The organism is Bacillus sp. (in: firmicutes) (genome assembly GCA_012842745.1).
GTDB lineage: Bacteria > Bacillota > Bacilli > Bacillales > Bacillaceae_J > Schinkia.
The window spans coordinates 312,749-335,629 of the sequence record DUSF01000035.1; the positions used below are offsets into that span (position 1 = coordinate 312,749).

20 protein-coding genes, 1 other RNA gene and 1 other annotated feature are annotated in these 22,881 nt (G+C 38.3%); of the genes, 16 read left to right on the forward strand and 5 right to left on the reverse strand.

Annotation, left to right across the window (positions count from 1 at the left end; translation table 11 throughout):
* Nucleotides 1-34 precede the first annotated feature (34 nt).
* Nucleotides 35-298: a preprotein translocase subunit YajC gene (gene yajC / locus GX497_06575; GenBank protein HHY72878.1), complete on the forward strand. Its 264-nt coding sequence runs from the start codon at nt 35-37 to the stop codon at nt 296-298.
* 302 nt (nt 299-600) lie between these two features.
* On the opposite strand, the gene GX497_06580 is transcribed toward yajC, so the two are convergent.
* Complete coding sequence (locus tag GX497_06580; GenBank protein ID HHY72879.1) at nt 601-1,056, reverse strand: helix-turn-helix domain-containing protein; 456 nt, start codon at nt 1,054-1,056, stop codon at nt 601-603.
* 306 nt (nt 1,057-1,362) lie between these two features.
* Here GX497_06580 and GX497_06585 point away from each other — a divergent pair, with 306 nt between their 5' ends.
* The 3 genes from GX497_06585 (at nt 1,363) to GX497_06595 (ending at nt 4,062) form a co-directional block, all read left to right on the forward strand.
* The gene (locus GX497_06585) at nt 1,363-1,545 is read left to right on the forward strand and encodes a helix-turn-helix transcriptional regulator (protein ID HHY72880.1); all 183 of its coding nucleotides are present in this window, start codon (nt 1,363-1,365) and stop codon (nt 1,543-1,545) included.
* 294 nt (nt 1,546-1,839) lie between these two features.
* Nucleotides 1,840-2,202, forward strand: coding sequence for a response regulator (locus tag GX497_06590; protein ID HHY72881.1), 363 nt, complete (start codon nt 1,840-1,842; stop codon nt 2,200-2,202).
* A 156-nt stretch (nt 2,203-2,358) separates the two neighbouring features.
* Nucleotides 2,359-4,062 carry a methyl-accepting chemotaxis protein gene (locus GX497_06595; protein HHY72882.1) on the forward strand — a complete coding sequence of 568 codons (1,704 nt, stop codon included), beginning with the start codon at nt 2,359-2,361 and terminating at the stop codon, nt 4,060-4,062.
* 49 nt (nt 4,063-4,111) lie between these two features.
* On the opposite strand, the gene GX497_06600 is transcribed toward GX497_06595, so the two are convergent.
* Nucleotides 4,112-4,489 (reverse strand): TIGR04086 family membrane protein, encoded by a 378-nt coding sequence (locus tag GX497_06600; protein HHY72883.1) that lies wholly within the window; start codon nt 4,487-4,489, stop codon nt 4,112-4,114.
* A 234-nt stretch (nt 4,490-4,723) separates the two neighbouring features.
* On the opposite strand from GX497_06600, the gene GX497_06605 reads away from it, so the two are divergent.
* The gene (locus tag GX497_06605) at nt 4,724-5,383 is read left to right on the forward strand and encodes a DUF421 domain-containing protein (GenBank protein HHY72884.1); all 660 of its coding nucleotides are present in this window, start codon (nt 4,724-4,726) and stop codon (nt 5,381-5,383) included.
* Nucleotides 5,384-5,415: 32 nt separating this feature from the next.
* Here GX497_06605 and spoVB read toward each other — a convergent pair whose 3' ends face one another.
* The gene (gene spoVB, locus GX497_06610; protein ID HHY72885.1) at nt 5,416-7,002 is read right to left on the reverse strand and encodes a stage V sporulation protein B; all 1,587 of its coding nucleotides are present in this window, start codon (nt 7,000-7,002) and stop codon (nt 5,416-5,418) included.
* Between the two features lie 113 nt (nt 7,003-7,115).
* Between spoVB and GX497_06615 the strand changes: the two genes are divergently transcribed.
* From GX497_06615 to GX497_06665, 11 genes are all read left to right on the forward strand, one after another.
* Nucleotides 7,116-7,409 carry a histidine kinase gene (locus tag GX497_06615; GenBank protein HHY72886.1) on the forward strand — a complete coding sequence of 98 codons (294 nt, stop codon included), beginning with the start codon at nt 7,116-7,118 and terminating at the stop codon, nt 7,407-7,409.
* 115 nt (nt 7,410-7,524) lie between these two features.
* Nucleotides 7,525-9,792 carry a protein translocase subunit SecDF gene (gene secDF, locus GX497_06620; protein HHY72887.1) on the forward strand — a complete coding sequence of 756 codons (2,268 nt, stop codon included), beginning with the start codon at nt 7,525-7,527 and terminating at the stop codon, nt 9,790-9,792.
* A gap of 109 nt (nt 9,793-9,901) precedes the next feature.
* Nucleotides 9,902-12,268 carry a single-stranded-DNA-specific exonuclease RecJ gene (recJ, locus tag GX497_06625; GenBank protein ID HHY72888.1) on the forward strand — a complete coding sequence of 789 codons (2,367 nt, stop codon included), beginning with the start codon at nt 9,902-9,904 and terminating at the stop codon, nt 12,266-12,268.
* The gene (locus GX497_06630) at nt 12,265-12,777 is read left to right on the forward strand and encodes an adenine phosphoribosyltransferase (GenBank protein HHY72889.1); all 513 of its coding nucleotides are present in this window, start codon (nt 12,265-12,267) and stop codon (nt 12,775-12,777) included. The genes recJ and GX497_06630 overlap by 4 nt, the downstream gene beginning before the upstream one ends.
* Nucleotides 12,778-12,930: 153 nt before the next feature.
* Nucleotides 12,931-15,132 (forward strand): bifunctional (p)ppGpp synthetase/guanosine-3',5'-bis(diphosphate) 3'-pyrophosphohydrolase, encoded by a 2,202-nt coding sequence (locus tag GX497_06635; GenBank protein HHY72890.1) that lies wholly within the window; start codon nt 12,931-12,933, stop codon nt 15,130-15,132.
* Between the two features lie 231 nt (nt 15,133-15,363).
* A complete protein-coding gene (locus GX497_06640; protein ID HHY72891.1) occupies nt 15,364-15,807 on the forward strand; it encodes a D-tyrosyl-tRNA(Tyr) deacylase in 444 nt (147 codons plus the stop codon).
* A 154-nt stretch (nt 15,808-15,961) separates the two neighbouring features.
* Nucleotides 15,962-16,138 carry an RNA polymerase subunit sigma-70 gene (locus GX497_06645; GenBank protein HHY72892.1) on the forward strand — a complete coding sequence of 59 codons (177 nt, stop codon included), beginning with the start codon at nt 15,962-15,964 and terminating at the stop codon, nt 16,136-16,138.
* A 66-nt stretch (nt 16,139-16,204) separates the two neighbouring features.
* Nucleotides 16,205-16,446 (forward strand) — a binding site (T-box leader).
* 69 nt (nt 16,447-16,515) lie between these two features.
* Nucleotides 16,516-17,784 (forward strand): histidine--tRNA ligase, encoded by a 1,269-nt coding sequence (locus GX497_06650; protein HHY72893.1) that lies wholly within the window; start codon nt 16,516-16,518, stop codon nt 17,782-17,784.
* A 15-nt stretch (nt 17,785-17,799) separates the two neighbouring features.
* Nucleotides 17,800-19,572, forward strand: a complete 1,773-nt coding sequence (gene aspS / locus GX497_06655; protein ID HHY72894.1) for an aspartate--tRNA ligase — start codon at nt 17,800-17,802, stop codon at nt 19,570-19,572.
* Nucleotides 19,573-19,628: 56 nt separating this feature from the next.
* Nucleotides 19,629-19,835, forward strand: a non-coding RNA gene (gene ssrS / locus GX497_06660) — 6S RNA.
* 134 nt (nt 19,836-19,969) lie between these two features.
* The gene (locus tag GX497_06665) at nt 19,970-20,737 is read left to right on the forward strand and encodes a tRNA threonylcarbamoyladenosine dehydratase (protein ID HHY72895.1); all 768 of its coding nucleotides are present in this window, start codon (nt 19,970-19,972) and stop codon (nt 20,735-20,737) included.
* Nucleotides 20,738-20,760: 23 nt separating this feature from the next.
* Here the strand turns inward: GX497_06665 and GX497_06670 are convergent, their stop codons facing one another.
* Together GX497_06670 and GX497_06675 are read right to left on the reverse strand one after the other, a co-directional pair.
* Nucleotides 20,761-21,492, reverse strand: a complete 732-nt coding sequence (locus tag GX497_06670; protein ID HHY72896.1) for an RsfA family transcriptional regulator — start codon at nt 21,490-21,492, stop codon at nt 20,761-20,763.
* A gap of 84 nt (nt 21,493-21,576) precedes the next feature.
* The gene (locus GX497_06675; protein HHY72897.1) at nt 21,577-22,881 is read right to left on the reverse strand and encodes a replication-associated recombination protein A; all 1,305 of its coding nucleotides are present in this window, start codon (nt 22,879-22,881) and stop codon (nt 21,577-21,579) included.

A 22,881-nucleotide genomic window follows, 5' to 3' on the forward strand; every position in this document is an offset into this window, starting at 1 on the left:
TACATAGACAAGCTAGGAAAGGATGTGAAAAAGGATGCAAAACTATAGTCAAATACTGATATTAGTGGCGATGTTTGCTGTTTTCTATTTTTTGCTCATTCGTCCACAACAAAAACGCCAAAAGGCTGTGCAAACAATGCAGAGCAATCTTCAGAAAAATGACCAAGTTGTCACAATCGGTGGAATGCATGGTATCATTGATTCGATTGATGAGAATAAAGTTGTCATTAAATGTGGGGACGGGTCAAGATTGACTTTTGACCGCAATGCCGTTCGTGAAGTTAAAACGGGTGAATAGTATGAGAATGAGCTAGATTATTTTTGGATAAATTAGAACCACCCGTGAAAACGGGTGGTTTGTTCATGTTCGATAATCTCTACATTTTTTTAGAATTGTTGTACTTTATCAAAACAAATGACAGAACAGAGATTAAAAAAACACGACATTTGCCACAATAGCAAATGTCGGTGTATCCCACAAGGGGATGACCTGAAGGCCTCCTAAAGGCCCTCTTTTCTTATACTGATATCTGATAAAAGGGATACTTCTTAATCAGTATAACAAAAATGATTAACAAGTTAATCATTTAAGCGCAAAAATTAAGCACCCTCTCTAGTGCCCCCTTCCTCTCGCCCCTTTCCATTCTTCGAGACTGACAACTTTTTGTTCTTGTCTGAACTTGTCCCCCCCAGCATTTCCTCGACCTGCCCCTCAATTCTCCCTTTTTGTCTTTCTGATAATTGTCTGAATTTAGCTATAAACTCTAAATCTTCAGGAGAAAGGTCAACAAAAGGGAGAAAATTTTTTTCAATTGTTGGAGTGCTAGCTGGTTGATGATCTGGTTTTTCGCCAGTTAATAACCATTCCATAGAAACTGAAAAGAATTTTGAGAGTTTATACAGTTCGATAGTGCTGGGCAACCTCCTTCCATTGACATAGTTACTCATAGTTGTCTTTGAAAATCCTGTAACACTATAGACGTCTTTTTGCGAAATACCCAATTCATTTAATTTTTGTGCGATACGCACTCCAACGCCATCGAAGTTTTCATTCATGGCAAACACACTCCTTAAATATTATACAAATGAAAACTTTATCAAGAAGTTATTACCCTGAATGAGAAAAAAATATTGATAAAGTTTTCGTTTGTGGTAATATTTAACTACGATTAACAAATTTATCTTCAAAAATAATATCATACATCATCCAGTATAGACAGAAGAGAAATAATCTAATGCTTTTCGTTCCTTGAAAGGGGGGATTGAAAGATAGTTTATACGGGTGATAAATAATTTGCAAAAGTACCACGGAGGGAGTAATCGCAGTTGAAGAAAAGACAGAGAAAGTTGACACCGCTCGGGATGATTATAAGGAAGCGTCTGCTTGAGAAGGGAAAAACCCAGGAGCAGCTTGCCAAAGAAGTGGGGACAACCAAAGTTTATCTTAATTACATCCTTCATGGTGAGCGGTCGGGACAGAAATACCTTCCTAAAATACTAGATGTGTTAGAAATTGACCCCGAATCTATTCAGCACATCGCATAAGGGGTAACTTCTTTACAACGAGCACAGCAGACATCTGCTTTGATATTGTGCTGAAGACAAATGAAATGCAGCTTGCCCGCGTAGAATTCTTCCTACAGTTAGCTTGAATTTATAAAATATAGAATTGATTTTTTTTGATTTTAATATAGGTATATATACCTATATAGAAAACAACTTAACGGGACTTATTTATCGTTTTGTAAATCTTATAAACAAGTTAAAAGCAGGTAGTTTTTGTATTGGCTTAGGCTGCTACAGTTTTAAATCTAGAAATTTAATGAATAGGGGAGAAAAATGGTGGCAACGATTCTTGTTGCAGATGATGCAGCATTTATGCGAACAATGTTAAAAAGTATTCTTGTAAAAGGTGGATATGAAGTAATCGGTAAAGCGGAAAATGGCTTGACAGCCATTGCCAAGTATAAAGAGCTAAAACCAGATTTAGTTACGCTGGATATTACAATGCCTGAAATGGATGGAATTACTGCATTGAAAGAAATAAGAAAAATAAACAGTAAGGCGAAAATCATTATGTGTTCAGCGATGGGGCAACATACACTAATTATTAAAGCAATCGAAGCAGGGGCAAAAGATTTCATTGTAAAGCCATTTCAAGAATCGCAGGTGTTAGAGGCCGTGAAAGATGTGTTAGGATAGCTTGTCTTAGAAGTTAAATCAAAAGTTAAAAAAAGAAAATTCAGATAGGTCATGTTTATAAAATGAAGGGGAAAATGGGATGAGTAAATTGACTTTGGAATAATCACACGGTGATGCCGCCATCATTATTTTTAAGGAAGGATTGGTGTAGGAAATATGAAGCTAGGGTTAAGTTCAAAAATTATTGGCGGAATGCTGGGGAGTATTTTTTTCTTGGCTGTACTTTTGTCAATTATTAGTTATATAGGAACGAAAAATAGTTTAATTGAATCTGCACAACAAAAAATTTTATCGGATTTGGAATTATCATACACTCTTATTGATGTTGCTTATCCAGGAGATTGGGAGAGCAGAAATGGTTTTCTTTATAAAGGGAATATTAAAATAGATGGAAATCATGAGTTAATTGATCATATTGGTGAGGAAACGGGAGGAAACACTGTTAGCATTTTCCATGGTGAAACTAGAGTTGCAACAAATTTAAAAGATGAAAGTGGAAATCGTTCGATCAATACGAAAGTATCAGATGCAGTAAAAAATACTGTTATAGGGAAAAAAGAAAGATATACAGGTAGGGCAAATGTCGTTGGCGAGTGGATGCAGGCTGCATATATACCTATAAATAACAGAGATGGGAAAGTCATCGGTGTATTTGGAACTGCTTTACTAGAGAAACCTTATATTGACATCGCTTATAAATCTGCCGTAAAAAATATCATTCTTTCTCTTATTATTGCAATCGGAATTGCTGTAGCGGGAAATCTTCTAATAAAACGGGCGATTATAAAACCAATCTTAGCATCTGTTGCTCATGGTGAGCAGTTGGCTCAAGGTGACTTCTCTTACGATATGCCTAAACAGCTTTTAACTAGAAAAGATGAAATTGGAACGCTTGCCCATAGCTTCGATCATATTACTAAAAGCATGAGAACCATGATTAAACAAGTACAGCTTAGTGCCGAACAGTCAGCAGCTTCTGCGGAGGAATTGTCTGCCAGTGCCGATCAAACGGAAAAATCTTCAAACCAAATTGCGATAACGATTAATGAAGTGGCATCAGGGGCAACACACCAAACTGATTACATAAGCAATATCTTAACAAAAATGAACGAGACGGTTAAAAAGGCTGCCGAAGGTAATGACAAATCGACAAAAGCACTCGAAAATGCCAAACAATCAACGATGACTGCTCATCATGGAAATACGGCAATACAAGAAGCGATTCATCATTTAAGTACGGTCAAAAAGACGGTTGCCAATGCTACCGATTCGATCCAAAAGCTTGGCAAACGATCCGAAGAAATTGGCGGCATTATTACCGTTATTACGCAAATTGCTGAACAAACGAATTTGCTCGCTTTAAACGCTGCTATCGAAGCAGCTAGAGCAGGTGAACATGGCAAAGGCTTTGCTGTTGTTGCTGCTGAAGTACGCAAGCTTGCCGAGCAATCAAGTGAATCTGCTGGCAAAATTACGGACTTAATTAAAGATATTCAAGCTGAAACGGTTATTACTGTCGGAGCGATGGAAAGCAATCTTAATGCAGTTGAAGAACAAGTGGATATTATCAAAAAAGGAGAAGAAGCACTTGATTTAATTGTTCGCCAAGCCAAAGAAACGGAAAGAGGGGTAAAAGATTCACAAGAAATTCTCCAAATAATCAATCAACATGCCCAAGATGTATTAAGCTCGATTCATGAAATTTCGGGTATTATTCAACAAACAGCCGCAGCAACAGAACAAGTATCAGCAGCAGCAGAAGAACAATCGGCAACCGTTGAAGAGATTTCCGCTAGTTCACATGAATTGGCGAAAATGGCAGAAAATCTTCAAGAAGAGATTCATAAATTTAAAATTTAAGTGGAACAAGAGGGGCAGGTTTCGTGCCCCTCTTGTTCCACTGTCTCTTTTAAGCTCTTCTGCCCGCTGTATTAACTCCAATGACCCCACCTAACAAAGCGACAATGATATAGCCGAGATGATAGGCCATTTGCTCAATGGAGAAACTTGTTTGATATCCTAAAAATTGCATAAGAAAAACTAATAAAGAAAAAAGTAATCCTGTTCCAGCACCAACGAGCCAGCCTCTTTGCTTCCCTTTTCCACCGGAAACAAATCCGCCGATAAATAATGCTAGGAAAGATAATATTAAAATAACCCAAGTTAAAGATGATTCCTGTACATTTGTAAAACGTAGTAATAATGATAAAACGAGACTAGATACGAGAACAATGATAAAGGTCGTGATGACCCCAGATAATATTGCCGAAAATGAGTTTTTTGCCATTTTGCTGCCCCCTTACAAGTTCACTGAGGTTGTTTCACCCTTATTAAAAACTTATTCAGTGGGACAAATTTTAGAACAGGAAAAGCGGAAGCGCCCGTTTAGCGAAGTCCACTAGTCGCTGGGCGCTGTAGCTAGACAATAAAAAAATGGAAAAACATTCGCGTTATGTTTCCAATCCTTTCGCTCAAACTAACATGAAGATAAAAAGTAGTGTTTGATAAGGAGCGGTGGAAGATGGAACTTTGGACGGTCGTTTTGCGAACGCTATTCTTATATTTGTTACTGGTCATTATCTTTCGATTAATGGGGAAAAGAGAAATCGGCGAGTTAAGTCTGTTAGATTTAATTGTTTTTATAATGATTGGTGAGATGGCTGTAGTGGCAATCGAAAAGCCTGATAAACCGTTATTCATCACGATTTTGCCGATGTTTTTATTGCTATTTATCCAGCTTTCTTTGTCAATCCTTTCTTTAAAAAGCCAAAAATTGCGGGATGCTTTAGATGGCAAACCATCTGCCATTGTTGACCAAGGGCAAATTAATGAGGAAGAGATGCGGAAGCAGCGCTATAATCTTGATGACCTCTTGACACAGCTCCGTGAAAAGGATATAAAAAACGTTGCTGATGTTGAATTTGCCATCCTCGAAACAACTGGGAAGCTATCCGTATTTGAGAAGGATAAATATAATCAAACAAATCAAGCGATTAATATTCCGTTTCCGCTAATTAAAGATGGTATGATTCAAGAAGATCAGTTGAAAAGGATTCATAGAACAAACTTATGGCTTAGACAGGAACTCAGAAAGTTAGGCTACAAGGATATAAAAAATATTTTTTATTGCACGATTGATGATAATGGTGAGCTTTTTGTTGATATGAAGGATGATAAATAACGAAAGTAAGGCTTGCTAGTAGAAAAGCTGCCTTACTTTTTTTTGCTTGGGAAAATCATCGCTACTTTCGGACCGATTAACGGTATCCGGTTAATTTCTTCTTTTAATACTAAGCGAAAGATGGCGAGCAAAAAGCAATATACAATAGCGGTCACGATGATTGCCGTAAAAGTTTGCAAAGATAGTGACGCATCGACTAGGGTATGCTTAAAAACAAAACTGCCGATAACTCCTGAGGCAACCATTGTTACAATACTTTTCGCATAATCTTTCACATAAAATGTATAGCTTATTGCTTTAATTACTGTTGCGAAATGAAGCAATGTAACAAGTAACATTCCGAGAATAATCGCGATTGCTACCCCCATGATACCAAATTCAGGTCTTGAGGCAAAAGCAAAAATGGCGGCAATTTTTACAAACGCCCCAATTAAGCTGTTAATCATTGCCGCTTTTGCAAGGTCAAGTGCTTGTAATGTTGCTTGTAGTGGGCCTTGGAAATAGGATAACAGGAAAAAAGGTGCCATCAGTTGGACATAAATAGCTGATTTTGTCGTGTTAAACATTAGCTCCATAATCGGTGTCGCAAATACATATAAAATAACAATCGATAGGCCACCTGTTACTAAAGTTAATCGTAACGCTTGCTGTAAGCGATGTTCAATCATGAGCGTTTGCCCTCTTGCCGCTGCTTCACTTATCGCTGGCACTAAGGAAACGGACAGGGATGTTGTTACAAAGGATGGGAGCAATAAAACGGGGATGGCATATCCTGTAAGCTCACCATATTGTTTTGTGGCCAAGACAGTTGCCACACCTGCTAGACTTAAGCTTTGTGAAACAACAATTGGTTCAAAAAAATAAGAAATCGATCCAATTAATCTGCTTCCTGTCGTCGGTAAAGCAATTCTTAACAAATCATCTAATGTACGTTTGCCTGCTTTTATTTGTTGGAAAAAATGACGACGCACTTTTATTTGTTTTTTCATTTTGAACATTGTTAGCATAAAAAGTAGCGATGCTAGCTCACCAATGACGGCGGAAATCATCGCCCCTGCAGCAGCAAATTCTACACCATAGGGTAAAAGCGCTTTCGTAATCACCGCGACTAAAGCAATGCGAACGATTTGCTCAATTACTTGTGAATACGCTGCTGGCCGCATATTTTGCAGCCCTTGAAAATAGCCGCGCAACACCGATGATAAAGCAATAATCGGAACAATAGGCGAGATTGCGATTAATGGATAATATGTACGCGAATCTGTTAACAGTGTATTAGATAAAAGCGGTGTAAGAGCAATCATGCCCGTTGTAAAAATGATGCTTGTTACAGCTGTAATCGCTAGTGAAACAACGAGGATTTTTTTTATCGCACGCTGATCTCCTTTTGCATCTGCCTCGGCAACAAGCTTTGAGATGGCAACAGGTAAGCCTAATTGTGTCAGCGTAATCGCTAAAAGGAAGGTTGGCAAAGCCATCATGTAAAGTCCAACGCCTTCTTCACCCATAATTCTTGCAACAACGATGCGATTCACGAATCCAAGAAAACGGGTAATTAGCCCGGCTAAAATTAAAATCAAAGTCCCTCGTAAAAAACTTTGTTTATATCTATTAGACATTTAAAGCCCCTACCTTCAAAATTGCTACGATATTCGGTACAATAATTTATATGCACAATGTATGGGCAAGCATGACAAGTTTATTATTGGATTATAGATGAGGGGGCGGAAAAATGGAGGTTGAAAAACAGCCTGTTGAATTTTACAAAGATGAAGTGCTGCCAGTTGTAGAAAGTAAAATGGATGAATTTCGTTTGCTTGGGTATGATCGTGTTTCATTGCAGGGAATATGGGATTGTTTACAAAACAAAAAATGGAGGAAAAAGGAAGATAAACTTCTCCACGAGGTTGTCGCCGATATTTTATCACTTCAAATTGGTGATTATATGAGCTATTTAACAATCGAAGCCTATAAAGGACCTGATTTTTTTGCTGAGTTTGAAACAACTGTTGACAGAACAAATTGACATATCTTATGCCAGTTTTCTATAATGGACATATTGAAATTATTTTTAAATATAAATTTATGCTTGTGAAACGGGATGAAATCCCGTTGTTTTCATGTTTGAAGGAGGAGCGTCTATGGTTAAAAGAGGACGGATTTTAGCATTTTTCCTGATCGTCCTGTTATTTGGAAGTACGATGGGTTTCACAACGGATAAAACGTTGAAAGACATTAAACTGGGACTGGATCTTCAAGGTGGATTTGAAATTTTATATGAAGTAACGCCAATTATCGAAAATCAAAAAGTAGACCGTGAGCTATTATTAAGTACGGTTAGTGCTTTGCGTAAAAGGATTGACGTTTTAGGTGTAAGTGAACCTAATATTCAAATTGAAGGAAATGACCGCATCCGCGTTCAGTTGGCAGGTGTGAAAGATCAAGAAAAAGCACGTGAAATTCTTTCTACACAAGCGAAGCTGACATTTAGGGATGTACTTGACGAAAAATTATTAGATGGAGCGGATTTACAAGAAGGAGGGGCTAAACAATCATTTGATCAAAATAATCAGCCGGTTGTATCGCTGACACTTAAAGATGCAGATAAATTCGGTCAAGTTACAAAGCATATATTGGATATGAAACCAAACAATCAATTAGTTATTTGGTTAGATTTTGAAGAAGGCGTTGACTCTTTTGTATCTGAAATTCAGAAAACAGATGGACAACCGAAGTTTTTATCAAACGCTAATGTAAAAGAGGTTTTAAATACAAAGGATGTCATGATTAGCGGTAGTTTTACAATTGATGAAGCGAAGCAATTAGCGGATTTATTGAATGCAGGGTCACTACCAGTTGAATTAAATGAAATTTTCTCAACATCGATTGGGGCATCATTTGGTGAAAAAGCATTACAAGATACTATTTTTGCAGGTCTAATTGGAATTGCTTTAATCTATCTGTTCATGCTTTTCTATTATCGTTTCCCAGGCTTTATTGCGGTTGTTGCGTTAAGCATCTATATTTGGTTAATCCTGCTCGTATTTGATGCGATGAATGCCGTTTTAACATTACCTGGTATTGCGGCTTTAATCCTAGGGGTTGGTATGGCCGTAGATGCCAACATCATCACGTATGAACGGATAAAAGAAGAGATTCGAACAGGAAAATCAATCATGTCTGCTTTTCGTGCCGGTAGTAAAAACTCGTTCTCAACGATTCTTGATGCGAATGTAACAACAATTCTTGCAGCTGTTGTTTTATTCATCTACGGGACAAGCTCTGTTAAAGGGTTTGCGACAATGTTGATTATCAGTATTTTAGTCAGCTTCCTTACAGCCGTTTGGGGCTCGCGGATTTTATTACAACTATGGGTAAACAGCCGTTTATTAAATAATAAGCCAGGCTGGTTTGGCGTGAAAAAGAGCCAAATTCGCGACATCAATGAATATAATGAAGAGGAACTTGTTGTTCAAGGACCATTTGCGAAGCTAGATTTTATTAAGCACCATCGAAAGTATTTCTTCTTTTCTGGCGCAATGGTTGTTGTTGGTACAATTCTCCTTTTAACAATGGGGTTAAATCTTGGTATTGATTTTGCCAGTGGTACACGGGTTGAGATTCAGTCGCCTGAACATAAATTAACGAAGGACATTCTCCAAAAAGAATTTGCTGCGTTAGGCTATGATGCCGAAGATATTACGCTTGCTGGTGATAATAATGAAATGAGCATCTCCCGTTTTGTTGGTGTTCTTTCAAAAGAAGAAATCGCCAAAATGAAAGCACATTTCCATGATAAATATGGGGCTGAGCCGAATATTAGCACGGTATCACCTACCGTTGGGAAAGAGTTAGCTAAAAATGCTTTCAAGGGGATTATGATTGCATCTCTCGGAATTGTTCTTTATGTTGCCGTCCGCTTTGAATGGCGTTTCGGACTTGCTGCGATTATCTCGCTTCTCCATGATGCTTTCTTCATTATTGTTGTCTTTAGTATGTTACGGATAGAGGTTGATTTAACGTTTATTGCCGCGGTTTTAACGATTGTTGGTTATTCAATAAACGATACGATTGTTACGTTTGACCGAATTCGTGAAAATATGAGATTAAAGAAACGTGTGAAAACATATGATGATTTAGCGGAAATCGTCAATAAAAGCTTAATCCAGGTGATGGGTCGTTCGATCAACACTGTTTTAACTGTTGTCATTGCAACAGCAGCATTGTATATTTTTGGTGCTGAATCAATCCGCAACTTCTCGTTTGCTTTATTAGTTGGATTAGTTGCAGGAGTATATTCATCAATCTTTATTGCGGCCCAATTATGGTTAGTTTGGAAAGCGAAATCTTTAGGAAAAACAAAGTCTAAGCCAAAAGAAACTGACGTGGATCCAGAACCGCAAGTATAAATTTAGTGTAATTAAAAGGAGTCTCTTTCTACGTGAAGGGACTCCTTTTTTTACAATTGCCACTCCTCATGCCTGTCTAGTATACTTAATAGGTTAAGGAGTGGTTTTTTTGTTATATTCAAAAAATCGGTGGATTATTAAAGATAGTGATGGTAGTACGATTGTGCAAGAGTTGGTCTCTAATCTTAACATTACCCCTCTTGTTGCTAGACTTTTAATAAATAGAGGCATAGAAAAGATTGAAGATGCACATGCTTTTTTAACTAAAGATGTAAACGGTTTTCATGACCCGTTTTTATTAGATTCGATGGAAATTGTTGTTGCTAGAATAGAGCGGGCGATTGAACATAATGAAAAAATTCTTGTTTACGGCGATTATGACGCCGATGGTGTTTCAAGTACAACAGTTATGGTGAAGGCTTTAGAAGAAAAGGGGGCAAAGGTTGATTTTTATATTCCCAATCGTTTCTCTGAAGGCTATGGACCTAACGAAGCCGCTTTTAGGTGGGCAAAAGATGAGGGCTATCAAGTTATTATTACTGTTGATAATGGCATTTCGGCCATCCATGAAGCGCAGGTAGCGAAGGAGTTAGGCATTGACTTGATTATTACTGATCACCATGAAGTGTCGCCTGAGCTTCCAGATGCGTTTGCGATTATTCACCCACGTAAACAAGGGAGCAAATACCCATTTGGTGAATTAGCGGGTGTTGGTGTTGCTTTTAAAGTCGCCCATGCCTTATTAGGGTATTTGCCAAAGCATTTACTTGAGTTTGCGGCAATTGGGACGATTGCTGATTTAGTGCCGTTGCAGGATGAAAATCGTTTAATTGCCAGCTTCGGAATAAAAGCGCTACAAAATACAACAAATCCAGGCCTAAGAGCCCTTTTGAGAGTAGCTGGCATGGAAGATAAAGAAATTAATGAAGAAACAATCGGTTTTGCTATCGGGCCGCGCATTAATGCTGTAGGCCGCCTAGGCTCCGCTGATCCTGCTGTTGAATTATTAATGACGGACTCTAATGAAGAAGCAGACATGATTGCAGCAGAAATTGATGAAGTGAATCGCGATCGGCAACAATTGGTGAATGAAATTACGAAGGAAGCAATTAATGAGGTAGAAAGAAATTTTTCGCCTGATGAACATGCTGTCTTCGTCCTTACTAAGGAAGGCTGGAATCCAGGGGTAATCGGCATTGTTGCCTCAAGACTAGTCGAAAAGTATTATCGCCCGACAATTGTCTTAAGCATTGACCATGAAAAAGGTGTAGCAAAAGGGTCGGCAAGAAGTATCCAAGGCTTCGATTTGTTTGAAAATCTATCGAAATGCCGGGATATTCTTTCTCATTTTGGCGGTCATGCAATGGCTGCTGGAATGACATTGGCGATTAAAGACGTAGAAATATTACGGAAACGACTAAATAATTTTGCTCGTGAAATAGTAAAGGAAGATGATTTTACACCTTTAATGAATATTGACTTAACCTGTAGTCTTACTGAAATTAGCCTTGCAACAATCGAGGAAATATATGAGCTTGCCCCATTTGGTGTTGGCAATTCAAAACCTGTCGTTTGTATTGAAGATATTTCACTACAGCAAATTCGCAAAATTGGCAGTCAAGCGAACCATTTGAAGATGATTTTTGAACAGGATGGTCATGTTTTAGATGCGGTTGGCTTTGGTTTTGGCCATTTGGCAGATGAAATCTCATCATTGTCAAGCTTAAAAGTGGTTGGTGAACTGTCCATTAATGAATGGAACGGTTTCAGAAAACCACAATTTATGCTGAAGGATGCTTGTGTGGATGAATGGCAGCTGTTCGATTTAAGAGGAAAAAAAGAAATAAAAAAACATTTTGACGGCTTTGAAATTAATCAGTTCTCTTTCATCGCTTTTCGAGAGAAGACGATTTCTCGCTTACAATTAGAAGACTTAAAAAACCAGATTATCATTGTAGATGAAAAGAATAGTCTCGACAAAATTGATAAAAATTGCAAATCACTTGTATTACTAGATTTGCCGCATGAATCGCTTATTTTGAAAAAGCTTTTACTAGAGTTGGCGCCAGAAAGAATTTATGCTGTTTTTGACCATGAAGAGGAGCATTTTTTTAGTACATTACCTACACGGGAGCATTTTAAATGGTATTATAGCTTTTTATTAAAACAGCAGCCATTTAATATAGTTAAGTATGCGGATGCGCTTTCTAGAAAAAAAGGCTGGTCAAAAGAAACGATTCAATTTATGACACAGGTGTTTTTTGATTTAGAATTTGCTAAAATAGAAAATGGTTTTATTTCACTAGTAAAAAATCCTGTGAAAAGGGATTTTGAATCATCGAAAATTTATAGTCGAAAGCAAGAGTTATTAAAGATGGAAGCGGAATTGGTGTATTCTTCTTATCAGTCGTTAAAAGATTGGTTTGACCAAGTTATTCGAACGTCCCGTATAGTAGAGGAGGAAGTAGTTTCATGAATTATAAGGATTACATTGCATTAGTTTCTGATTGGCCAAAAAAAGGTATTCAATTCAAGGATATTACACCGCTCATGGATAATGGTCCTGCCTTTAAAAGAGCAGTTGATGACATTGTACAATATGCGAAGACGAAAAAGGTTGATTTAATCGTTGGTCCAGAAGCGCGTGGTTTTATTGTAGGCTGCCCTGTTGCTTATGCATTAGAAATCGGTTTTGCCCCAGTTCGTAAGGAAGGGAAACTGCCAAGGGAAGTTATCCGTGTTGAGTATGGACTTGAATATGGAAAAGATGTTTTAACAATGCACAAAGATGCCATCAAACCAGGCCAGCGCGTATTAATAACAGATGATCTGTTAGCAACTGGTGGAACGATGGAGGCGACGATTCGCTTAGTCGAGCAGCTTGGCGGCGTCGTGGCAGGCTTAGCCTTTTTAGTTGAACTTAGCTATTTAGAGGGTCGTTCGAAGTTAAAAGGCTATGATGTATTAACATTAATGGAATATTAAAGAAAGTATATGGAGTGCCCGTTTGGGTACTCCTTCTTTTTAAATTGAACTTCATTTTAATTTTTCATAACACTTTACATTATCGGTTTCTTTCATGATAATAGATAAAATAAGAGAGTTTTCTAATCGTGATAGAATATTAGGTGATTTTTAATGGCTAATGAACAAGTATTAACAATTGACCAAGTTTTAGACCTAACAAGGCGCTATTTACCTGAAGAAGATGTAGCGTTCGTTGAGTCTGCTTATAAATATGCAGAAGCGGCACATCATGACCAATATCGCAAGTCAGGTGAACCTTACATTATCCATCCAATTCAAGTTGCTGGAATTTTGGCTGAACTGGAAATGGACCCTGTGACAGTTGCAGCAGGATTTCTTCATGATGTTGTTGAGGATACAGATATTACATTGGAAGATATAGAAAATGAATTCAATAAAGAAGTAGCGATGCTAGTCGATGGTGTCACAAAGCTTGGAAAAATCAAATATAAATCGAAGGAAGCCCAACAAGCAGAAAACCACCGAAAAATGTTTATTGCGATGGCGCAGGATATTCGCGTTATCTTGATTAAGCTTGCTGACCGTCTCCATAACATGCGAACATTGAAGCATTTACCTCCTGAAAAACAAAGGCGAATTTCCAATGAAACGCTTGAAATATTTGCACCCTTAGCCCATCGTCTTGGGATTTCAACGATTAAGTGGGAGCTTGAAGATACGGCATTAAGGTATTTGAATCCGCAGCAGTACTATCGAATTGTCAACTTAATGAAAAATAAGCGGGTCGAACGTGAAAACCAGGTGAAAGAGGTTATCGACGAAATTCGCAAGCGTTTAGATGAAGTTCTTTTGAAAGCAGATATCTCAGGCCGCCCAAAACATATATATAGCATTTATCGAAAAATGGTACTCCAAAACAAACAATTTAATGAAATTTATGATCTACTGGCAGTCCGAGTTTTAGTTGAGAGCATTAAGGATTGTTATGCTGTCCTAGGTGTGATTCATACTTGCTGGAAGCCGATGCCTGGACGGTTTAAAGATTATATCGCGATGCCAAAGGCGAATATGTATCAATCGCTGCATACAACTGTAATCGGCCCTAAGGGTGACCCAATAGAAGTTCAAATTCGCACAACTGAAATGCACCATATTGCTGAGTATGGAATTGCGGCTCACTGGGCTTATAAAGAAGGAACGCAAATTAGTGAAAATCAAGAAAATTTACAAGAAAAGCTAACTTGGTTCAGGGAAATATTGGAATGGCAACAAGATACAAATGATGCTGAAGAATTTATGGAATCGCTAAAAATTGATTTGTTTTCTGATATGGTCTTTGTATTTACTCCAAAAGGCGATGTCTATGAGTTGCCAAGAGGCTCGGTGCCAATTGATTTTTCCTATCGAATTCACACTGAGATTGGCAACAAAACAATTGGAGCAAAGGTAAACGGCAAGATGGTGCCGTTAGACCATCAATTGAAAACCGGCGATATTGTCGAGATTTTAACATCAAAGCAATCATTCGGCCCTTCACAGGATTGGATTAAGATTTGCCAAACATCACAGGCAAAAAATAAAATTCGTCAGTTTTTCAAAAAGCAGCGCCGTGATGAGAATGTCGAAAAAGGCCGAGAGTTAGTTGAAAAAGAAATTTCAAAATATGACTTGGAGCTCAAAGACGTCTTGACAACGGAAAATTTAAATCGCGTCGCGGAGAAGTTTAATTTTGCTAATGAAGAAGATATGTATGCAGCTGTCGGCTATAACGGCATAACGGCTGCCCAAATTGCTACAAGATTAACGGAAAAGCTGCGTCGACAAAAAGGACAAGAGCAGCTTGAAGAATCGCTCTTAAAAGCTGTTGCAGAAGTAAAGAGCATCCCTCATAAAAAGAAAAAGGATACTGGAGTTGTTGTCAAAGGCGTCGATAATTTGCTTGTCAGATTATCGAAATGCTGTAATCCTGTACCGGGTGATGACATTTTAGGATTCATTACTAGGGGTAGAGGCGTATCTGTTCATCGTGCCGACTGTCCAAATATTCATACGGAAGAAGCGAAGGAGCGGCTTTTGCCAGTTGAATGGGAAGGAAGCGGTGAGGACGGAAAAACATACAATGTCGATATTGAAATTACCGGTTATGATCGCCGTGGACTTTTAAATGAAGTGTTGCAAGCGGTCAATGAGGCAAAAACAAATATCACAGCTGTATCGGGTCGAACAGACCGAAATAAGATAGTCACAATTGATATTTCGATTCCAATTCAAAACGTGAATCACCTGCAAAAAATAGCTGATCGCATTAAACAAATCCCTGATATTTATTCTGTAAGGAGAATTATGCAATAATTTAAGAAGAAAGGCGGCCTGTTCTGTACACGGCCGCCTCTTCCGTGGTGTAAATCTTAATTCGTGGATAAATCGCTGGTTTCGTGGATAAAAGGAATCAATTCGTGGATAAACCGCTGGTTTCGTGGATAAAAGGAATTAATTCGTGGATAAACCGCTAGTTTCGTGGAAAAGTAGCTCAGTTTCGTGGAAATAGGTAAGAAAAATGTTGAGACAAGGAGTGAATCTTTTATGAAAGTAGTCGTACAACGTTCAAAACAAGCAAATGTGCAAGTAAACGGTGAAATTGTCGGCAAAATTGAGTCCGGGTTAGTGCTCTTGGTTGGCATCACACATACCGATACAATCGAGGATGCCGAATATATTGCTGATAAAGTCGTAAACTTGCGCATTTTTGAAGATGAGGAAGATAAAATGAATTTGTCTTTACTTGATGTTGGTGGAGAAATTTTATCAATTTCGCAATTTACATTATACGGTGATTGCAAGAAAGGGAGAAGACCGAATTTTATGGAAGCGGCAAAGCCAGATTACGCTAACAATTTATATGAAAAATTTAATGATTGCCTGCGCCGAAAAGGTGTGCATGTTGAAACAGGCCAATTTGGAGCAATGATGGCTGTTTCTTTAATAAATGATGGTCCTGTTACGATTATCCTTGAAAGTAAATCATGAACTTGTTCCATCAGTCGATGATTGCTTCCTAAAGTGATTGGACAATGCATCAAAAATCATAATACCTCGTCAAAAAGTGAAATTATTTAGCTAATGATGGGCATGATATTACAGGACTAAATAATTAGACGTGATAATGAAGGGAATGGAAATGATGCGTTATAGTGCAAAAGGAGAAGTCACAGGCAATCCATCAAACCAATTATTTGGCATTGATTTTCATGATTTTATCCAAGGAGAACAATCAGCAACGAACATGGAATTAGCTCAAGAGTTTGGAGTCACGCTACGGACAGTTAGAAATTTGAAAAAAAAGCTAGAGCGGAATTAACAATAAATAATAGCTTGACAATCTAAGTATTCATCCGTAACATAATAATCAATGCAAAAATTATCGAATAAACCGATAACGGAGAAAAGTAATTAGGAAACACATGGATAGAGAGGAAATGCCATAGGCTGGAAGCATTTCTCTATGATGACCTAGTGAAGAACACTCAAGAGGTTTCACTCTGAAAGGCTGTGCTTAGTAGGAGATGGACGTTTCAGGCGTTAACTGACCAAGTGGAAGCAGCCATAATTGCAATATAAGCTGCTTTAACTAGGGTGGCACCACGGGAATAAACTCTCGTCCCTACATTTAATGTAGGGATGGGAGTTTTTTTATTTCGCAGGTGCTTACGCTTGTATAGATAGGAGGTAAAAAAGATGTCAATTAACATTCCACGCGGTACGCAGGATATTTTGCCAGGAGTGGTTGAAGAATGGCAATTTGTAGAACAAATCATGAGAGAAATTTGCAAAAAATATAATTATAGTGAAATTCGCACACCAATCTTTGAACAGACAGAGCTGTTCCAAAGAGGGGTCGGAGAAACGACGGATATCGTGCAAAAAGAAATGTATACTTTCGACGATCGCGGCGGCCGTAGTATGACGCTAAGACCAGAGGGGACAGCGCCAACTGTTCGCTCCTTTGTTGAACATAAAATGTTTGGCGCATCGAATCAGCCGGTCAAGTTATTTTACATAGGTCCGATGTTCCGCTACGAACGGCCACAGGCAGGCCGCTGGCGCCAATTCGTGCAATTTGGAGTAGAAGCATTAGGTAGCAATGACCCGGCGATTGATGCGGAAGTGATTGCCTTGGCAATGGATGTATACCGTGAACTAGGTTTAAAACATTTAAAACTCGTGATTAACAGCTTAGGAGACCTTGAGAGCCGCAAAGAACATCGAGAAGCATTGATTAATCACTTTAAGCCGAGAATTGGTGAATTTTGCGGGGATTGTCAAAGCCGTCTTGAAAAAAATCCAATGCGGATTCTCGACTGTAAAAAAGACCGTGACCATGAATTAATGAAATCTGCTCCGTCGATATTAGATTATTTAAACGAGGAGTCGCGAAACTTTTTTGAAAAAGTAAAATTGTATTTAACAGATATGGGGATTGATTATGAAATTGACCCTCGCTTAGTACGGGGCCTAGATTATTATAATCACACCGCTTTTGAAATTATGAGCGATGCAGAAGGCTTTGGCGCTATTACAACGTTAATGGGGGGAGGCCGATACAATGGCTTAACTGAAGAAATTGGCGGCCCACCAACACCGGGAATCGGTTTTGCGCTAAGTATTGAAAGGCTTCTGTTAGCATTAAAAGCGGAGGGCATTCACTTGCCAGTTGAAAATAAGCTTGATTGTTTTCTCGTGGCCCTTGGGGATGCAGCAAAGGATAAAGCAGCTTCACTTTTATATGAGTTAAGAAAAGCGGGATTTACAGCGGACAAAGATTACCAAGACCGCAAATTAAAAGCACAATTTAAGGCAGCGGACCGCTTAAACGTAAAGTATGTTGCTGTACTTGGTGAGGATGAATTAGCGAAAAGTGTAATTAATGTAAAAGATATGGAAACTAGTACACAAGAAGAGGTTAAGCTTACAAACTTTATTGAATATTTATTGGATAGAAGCTAAGGAGGAAAAAAGAAAATGTCAGAGTTAGGAAGAAGTCATTATTGCGGAGAATTACGAGAAGCAAATGTTGGTGAAACAGTCCAATTAAAAGGCTGGGTGCAAAAACGCCGTGATTTAGGCGGGCTTATTTTTATCGATTTAAGAGACCGCACTGGGATTGTACAAGTTGTTTTTAGCCCAGAAGTATCTGGAGAAGAAAATGTAAAAACAGCAGATCGCGCAAGAAGTGAGTTTGTTTTAGATATTAAAGGAAAAGTAGTTGCCCGTGCGGAGGGTACTTATAATAACAAAATTCCAACTGGTACAATTGAAATTCTTGCTGAAGAAGTTATGATTATAAATGCATCGAAAACACCGCCATTTATGATTGAAGACGATGTTGATGCCTCAGAAGAATTGCGCTTAAAATATCGTTATCTTGACCTGCGCCGTCCAGAGATGTTCCAAACATTAAAAATGCGTCATCAAGTATCAACAACAATCCGTAATTTCCTAGATAAGCACGGCTTTTTAGATGTTGAGACACCAATTTTAACAAAAAGCACACCAGAAGGTGCTCGCGACTATTTAGTACCTAGCCGTGTTCATGAAGGGCAATTTTATGCGCTGCCACAATCACCGCAGCTTTTTAAACAATTATTAATGGTTTCTGGTATTGACCGTTATTACCAAATTGCCCGCTGTTTCCGTGATGAGGATCTTCGTGCCGACCGTCAGCCAGAATTTACGCAAGTCGATATTGAAACATCATTTTTAGATAAAGAAGAGCTAATTGCTTTAATAGAAAAAATGATGGCAATCGTATTAAAAGAAGTTAAGGGCATCGATGTTGCTATGCCATTCCCGCGCATGACATATGATGAAGCAATGTCACGTTACGGCTCTGATAAGCCAGATACACGCTTTGCGATGGAGCTTGTCGATGTCGGCGAAATTGTGAAGGATTCGGAATTTAAAGTGTTTGCCAATGCACTTTCAGGTGGCGGACAAGTAAAAGCGATAAATGTAAAAGGTGCAGCTGAAAAATATTCTAGAAAAGATATCGACGTCTTAACAGAGTATGTAAGCCGTTATGGGGCTAAAGGGTTGGCATGGTTTAAAGTTGAAGAAGACGGGTTAAAGGGGCCGATTGCGAAGTTCTTCAACGAAGAACAGCAGGCTGGACTTCAAAAAACACTTGAAACTGAAGCTGGTGACTTATTATTGTTAGTGGCAGATTCTAAACAAGTTGTTGCCGACAGCTTAGGAGCCCTTCGCCAAAAGCTTGCTAAAGATTTACAACTAATTGATGAAAATAAATTTAACTTCCTTTGGATTACTGATTGGCCGCTCTTAGAGTTTGATCCAGAGGCAGGACGTTACTTTGCTGCCCATCATCCGTTCACAATGCCAGTACGTGAGGATTTACCTTTACTTGACGAACATCCAGGTGAAGTTCGCGCTCAAGCCTATGATATCGTTCTAAATGGCTACGAGCTTGGCGGTGGTTCTGCTCGTATTTATGAGCGTGATATTCAAGAAAAAATGTTTAAAGTTCTTGGTATGCCAGAGGAGGAAGCACGTGAACAATTCGGCTTCTTATTAGATGCATTTGAATTTGGTACACCACCACATGCTGGAATTGCGATTGGTCTTGACCGTTTTGTTATGTTACTTGCTGGCCGTACAAATCTTCGCGATACAATTGCCTTCCCGAAAACGGCAAGCGCAAGTGATATTATGACAAACGCACCAGGCTATGTGAGCCATGATCAATTATTAGAGTTGAATTTACAAGTGAAGTTGTAAAACGATTTCATAATTTTTATTGATATTAGTAAGCATGTATGTTACTATTTACTTACAAAGTCCTGAGGTGCACGTTATTTAACCTATTAGTTTTGACCGAACATTAAAACTAAGGGAGTTTGAAGTTTTCAAGCCGCGTACATACCTCATACGGAAGCTGGCATTCTGCCGCCCAGAGGAAGCACAAGTCCTTGAAACAAAGCACCCACCTGCATTATGCGGGTTCAAACAAAGGCCGAGTGACGACACGAATTGGGACTTTACAAATTAACAGTTCAACCCTAAGCAACCTTGCTTAGGGTTTTTTAGTGGAATATTTTTGGAAAAGTAAATAAGTATGATTGCATTAAAATAGGGAAAAACATTATTACTACATAAGTTTTGGAGAGTGGACATGTTGTTACATCAATTTTCAAGAAATGAGTTAGCTTTTGGCAAAGAAGGTTTAGAGCAGCTAAAAAATAGTACGGTGGCTGTATTGGGCATTGGCGGCGTCGGCTCTTTTGCTGCTGAATCATTAGCACGCACAGGTGTTGGTAGACTAGTTTTAATAGACAAGGATGATGTCGATATTACGAATGTTAACCGCCAATTAATAGCCTTATTATCAACGATTGGTCGTCCAAAGGTTGAACTAATGAAGGAAAGAATTGCAGATATTAACCCGGAGTGTGAGGTTATTGCTTTAAAAATGTTTTATACAGAAGAAACGTATGAGCAAATTTTTGAATACGGTTTGGATTTTGTAATTGACGCCTCTGATACAATTATGTACAAAATTCATTTAATGAAAGAATGCCTGAAACGCAACATCCCGATTATTTCAAGCATGGGCGCGGCTAATAAAATGGACCCAACTCGCTTTACAATTGCCGATATTTCGAAAACCCATACAGATCCAATTGCTAAGATTGTTCGTCAGAAGTTGCGTAAAGAAGGCATCTATAAAGGGATTCCCGTCGTTTTTTCAGATGAAAGTCCAATTGTTATTCGTGAAGAAATAAGAAAAGAGATTGTCCCAGATGAGAATACGCCAATAAGAAAGGCGAAAATGCCACCTGCTTCCAATGCATTCTGTCCTTCTACAGCTGGTTTAATTATGGGTGCCTATGTTGTTAGAGAAATTTTGAAGGATATTAAAATTAATAGAGTTGCATCAGAATAAGAAATGAGGCTGAATGTTCAGCCTCATTTTGCAATTTGTCCAAAATCACTTTCATGATTAGTAGGAAAAAATTGTGGTGTACTCATACTTTCATCGGAGAATGAAACCATTCGCCTTGCTCTGTCCATAATTTGCACTAAGGCCTGATAATCCTCCTCAATAATCGAATTCTCCTCTTGTATTCGCTGTAATTTTCTCGTGAGTTTTTCTTTTTCCTCCAACAATAGCGTATTCTCTCTAGTAAGTCTTTCATTTTCAGACCGTAGAATATGAGAGTTTATCCCTGTATTTTTAATCGAATAAAGATAAGAGATAACGGTTTCTATATCAATCCCCGTTGCCATTTTTTCCTTTGTATCTGTTTGTCTAGTTACTTCTTGATTTTCAATATTATTACTATAATTGTATGTAGCAATGGATGAGGTAGATGGTACCTCGTGATTGAAATTTGTATTGGTCTCTACTGGAACAGTTTGTTTTTTAGTTTGTTCGGTATGTAGTTGTTGTGCCTCTTGCTTAGCGAGGGCTCTTTTTCGTTCTTTTCGTTGTTTTTTTGCAAGCTCCATTGCTTGCTGGAATTTTTTCCTTACCTCTGCATTCCAACGAAATCCGCAAGCAGCAGATGTCCTGTTTAGTCTATCGCCAACCTCTTCAAACGCATTTAACTGTGTACTACCCTCACGAATATGCCGTAATACCGTTTCCGCCAAAAGGAGATCATCTTCATGTGACCAAGCATCCTGTCTTACTTTCATTTTATGCCAACTCCCTACTATAGTATTTTTAGTAGTTTGGCCCAATTTTTATATGATTATACTTTTTCAATTTTTGAGCACAATTCACTTATCATTGCCATGCTTAAGCTCTTCTAATCTTGCAAAAACCTTAGAAAAGTGTTTTTCATGCCCACTTTCTTTTGGAACATAATATTGCTTGTCCTTCAAGTTATCAGGCAAATACTGTTGTTTTACCCATGAATTCGGGTAATCATGGGGATATTTGTAACCAATTCCATGGCCCAATACTTGAGCCCCTTTATAATGTGCATCCCTTAAATGGATAGGGATTTCACCAATAGCGCCTTTTCTAACATCCTCTAATGCTAAGTCCAATGCTTTATAGGCGCTATTTGATTTTGGCGATAAGCATTGTTCAATCACAATATTTGCCAATGGTATTCTTGCTTCTGGTAAGCCTAGTCGTTCAACAGCATTGATGGCTGCTACTGTATGAACACCAACTTCTGGCGCCGCAAGAGCAATATCTTCGTAAGCGATTACCATTAATCGACGACAAATGGAAATTAAGTCTCCACCTTCAATGAGCCGTGCAAGGTAATGCAAGGCTGCTGACACATCACTACCTCTTATTGACTTTTGCAGACATGATAATAGTGAATAATAAAGATCACCTTGTTTATCATGGGAAAAACCTTTGTTTTCGACACATTCCTTAACTAACTCTATATTAATATGAATAGAATCGGAATCTTTATCTTTTGCCGCTTGCACAACTTCTTCAAGAATATTTAAAGCAGATCTTGCGTCTCCATTTGTTGTGGAAGAAATAAGCTGGATGGCTTCCTTGGAAATATTAATATTCATTTTTCCTAATCCTCGTTCTTCATCACATAAAGCACGCGATAATAATTCCTCTAAATCTGCTGGAGTAAGCGGTTTTAATTCCTTAATCTGCCCACATCTGCTTCTGATTGCTGGATTAACATCATGAAACGGATTTTCTGTTGTTGCCCCAATTAAAGTAATCAATCCTCGTTCGACATGTGGCAAAAGATAGTCTTGTTGTGCTTTATTAAAGCGGTGGATTTCATCGATAAATAAAATTAACTTACCGTCTGCCTTAGCCAATTCAACGGCATCCTCTAAATTTTTTTTTCCGGCAGTCGTTGCATTTATAGCTACAAACGGATGTTGAACTGTACCTGCGATTGCTTTGGCAATTGATGTTTTTCCAACACCAGGCTGTCCGTACAGTAAAATAGATGGAACATAGCCATTGTGAATCATTTTGTACAGCGCTGTTCCTTTTCCAATAATATGCTTTTGACCAACGATTTCATCTATATTACGAGGTCTCATCCGATAGGAAAGAGGTTCCTCAACTAAAAAATCAAATAACAACAT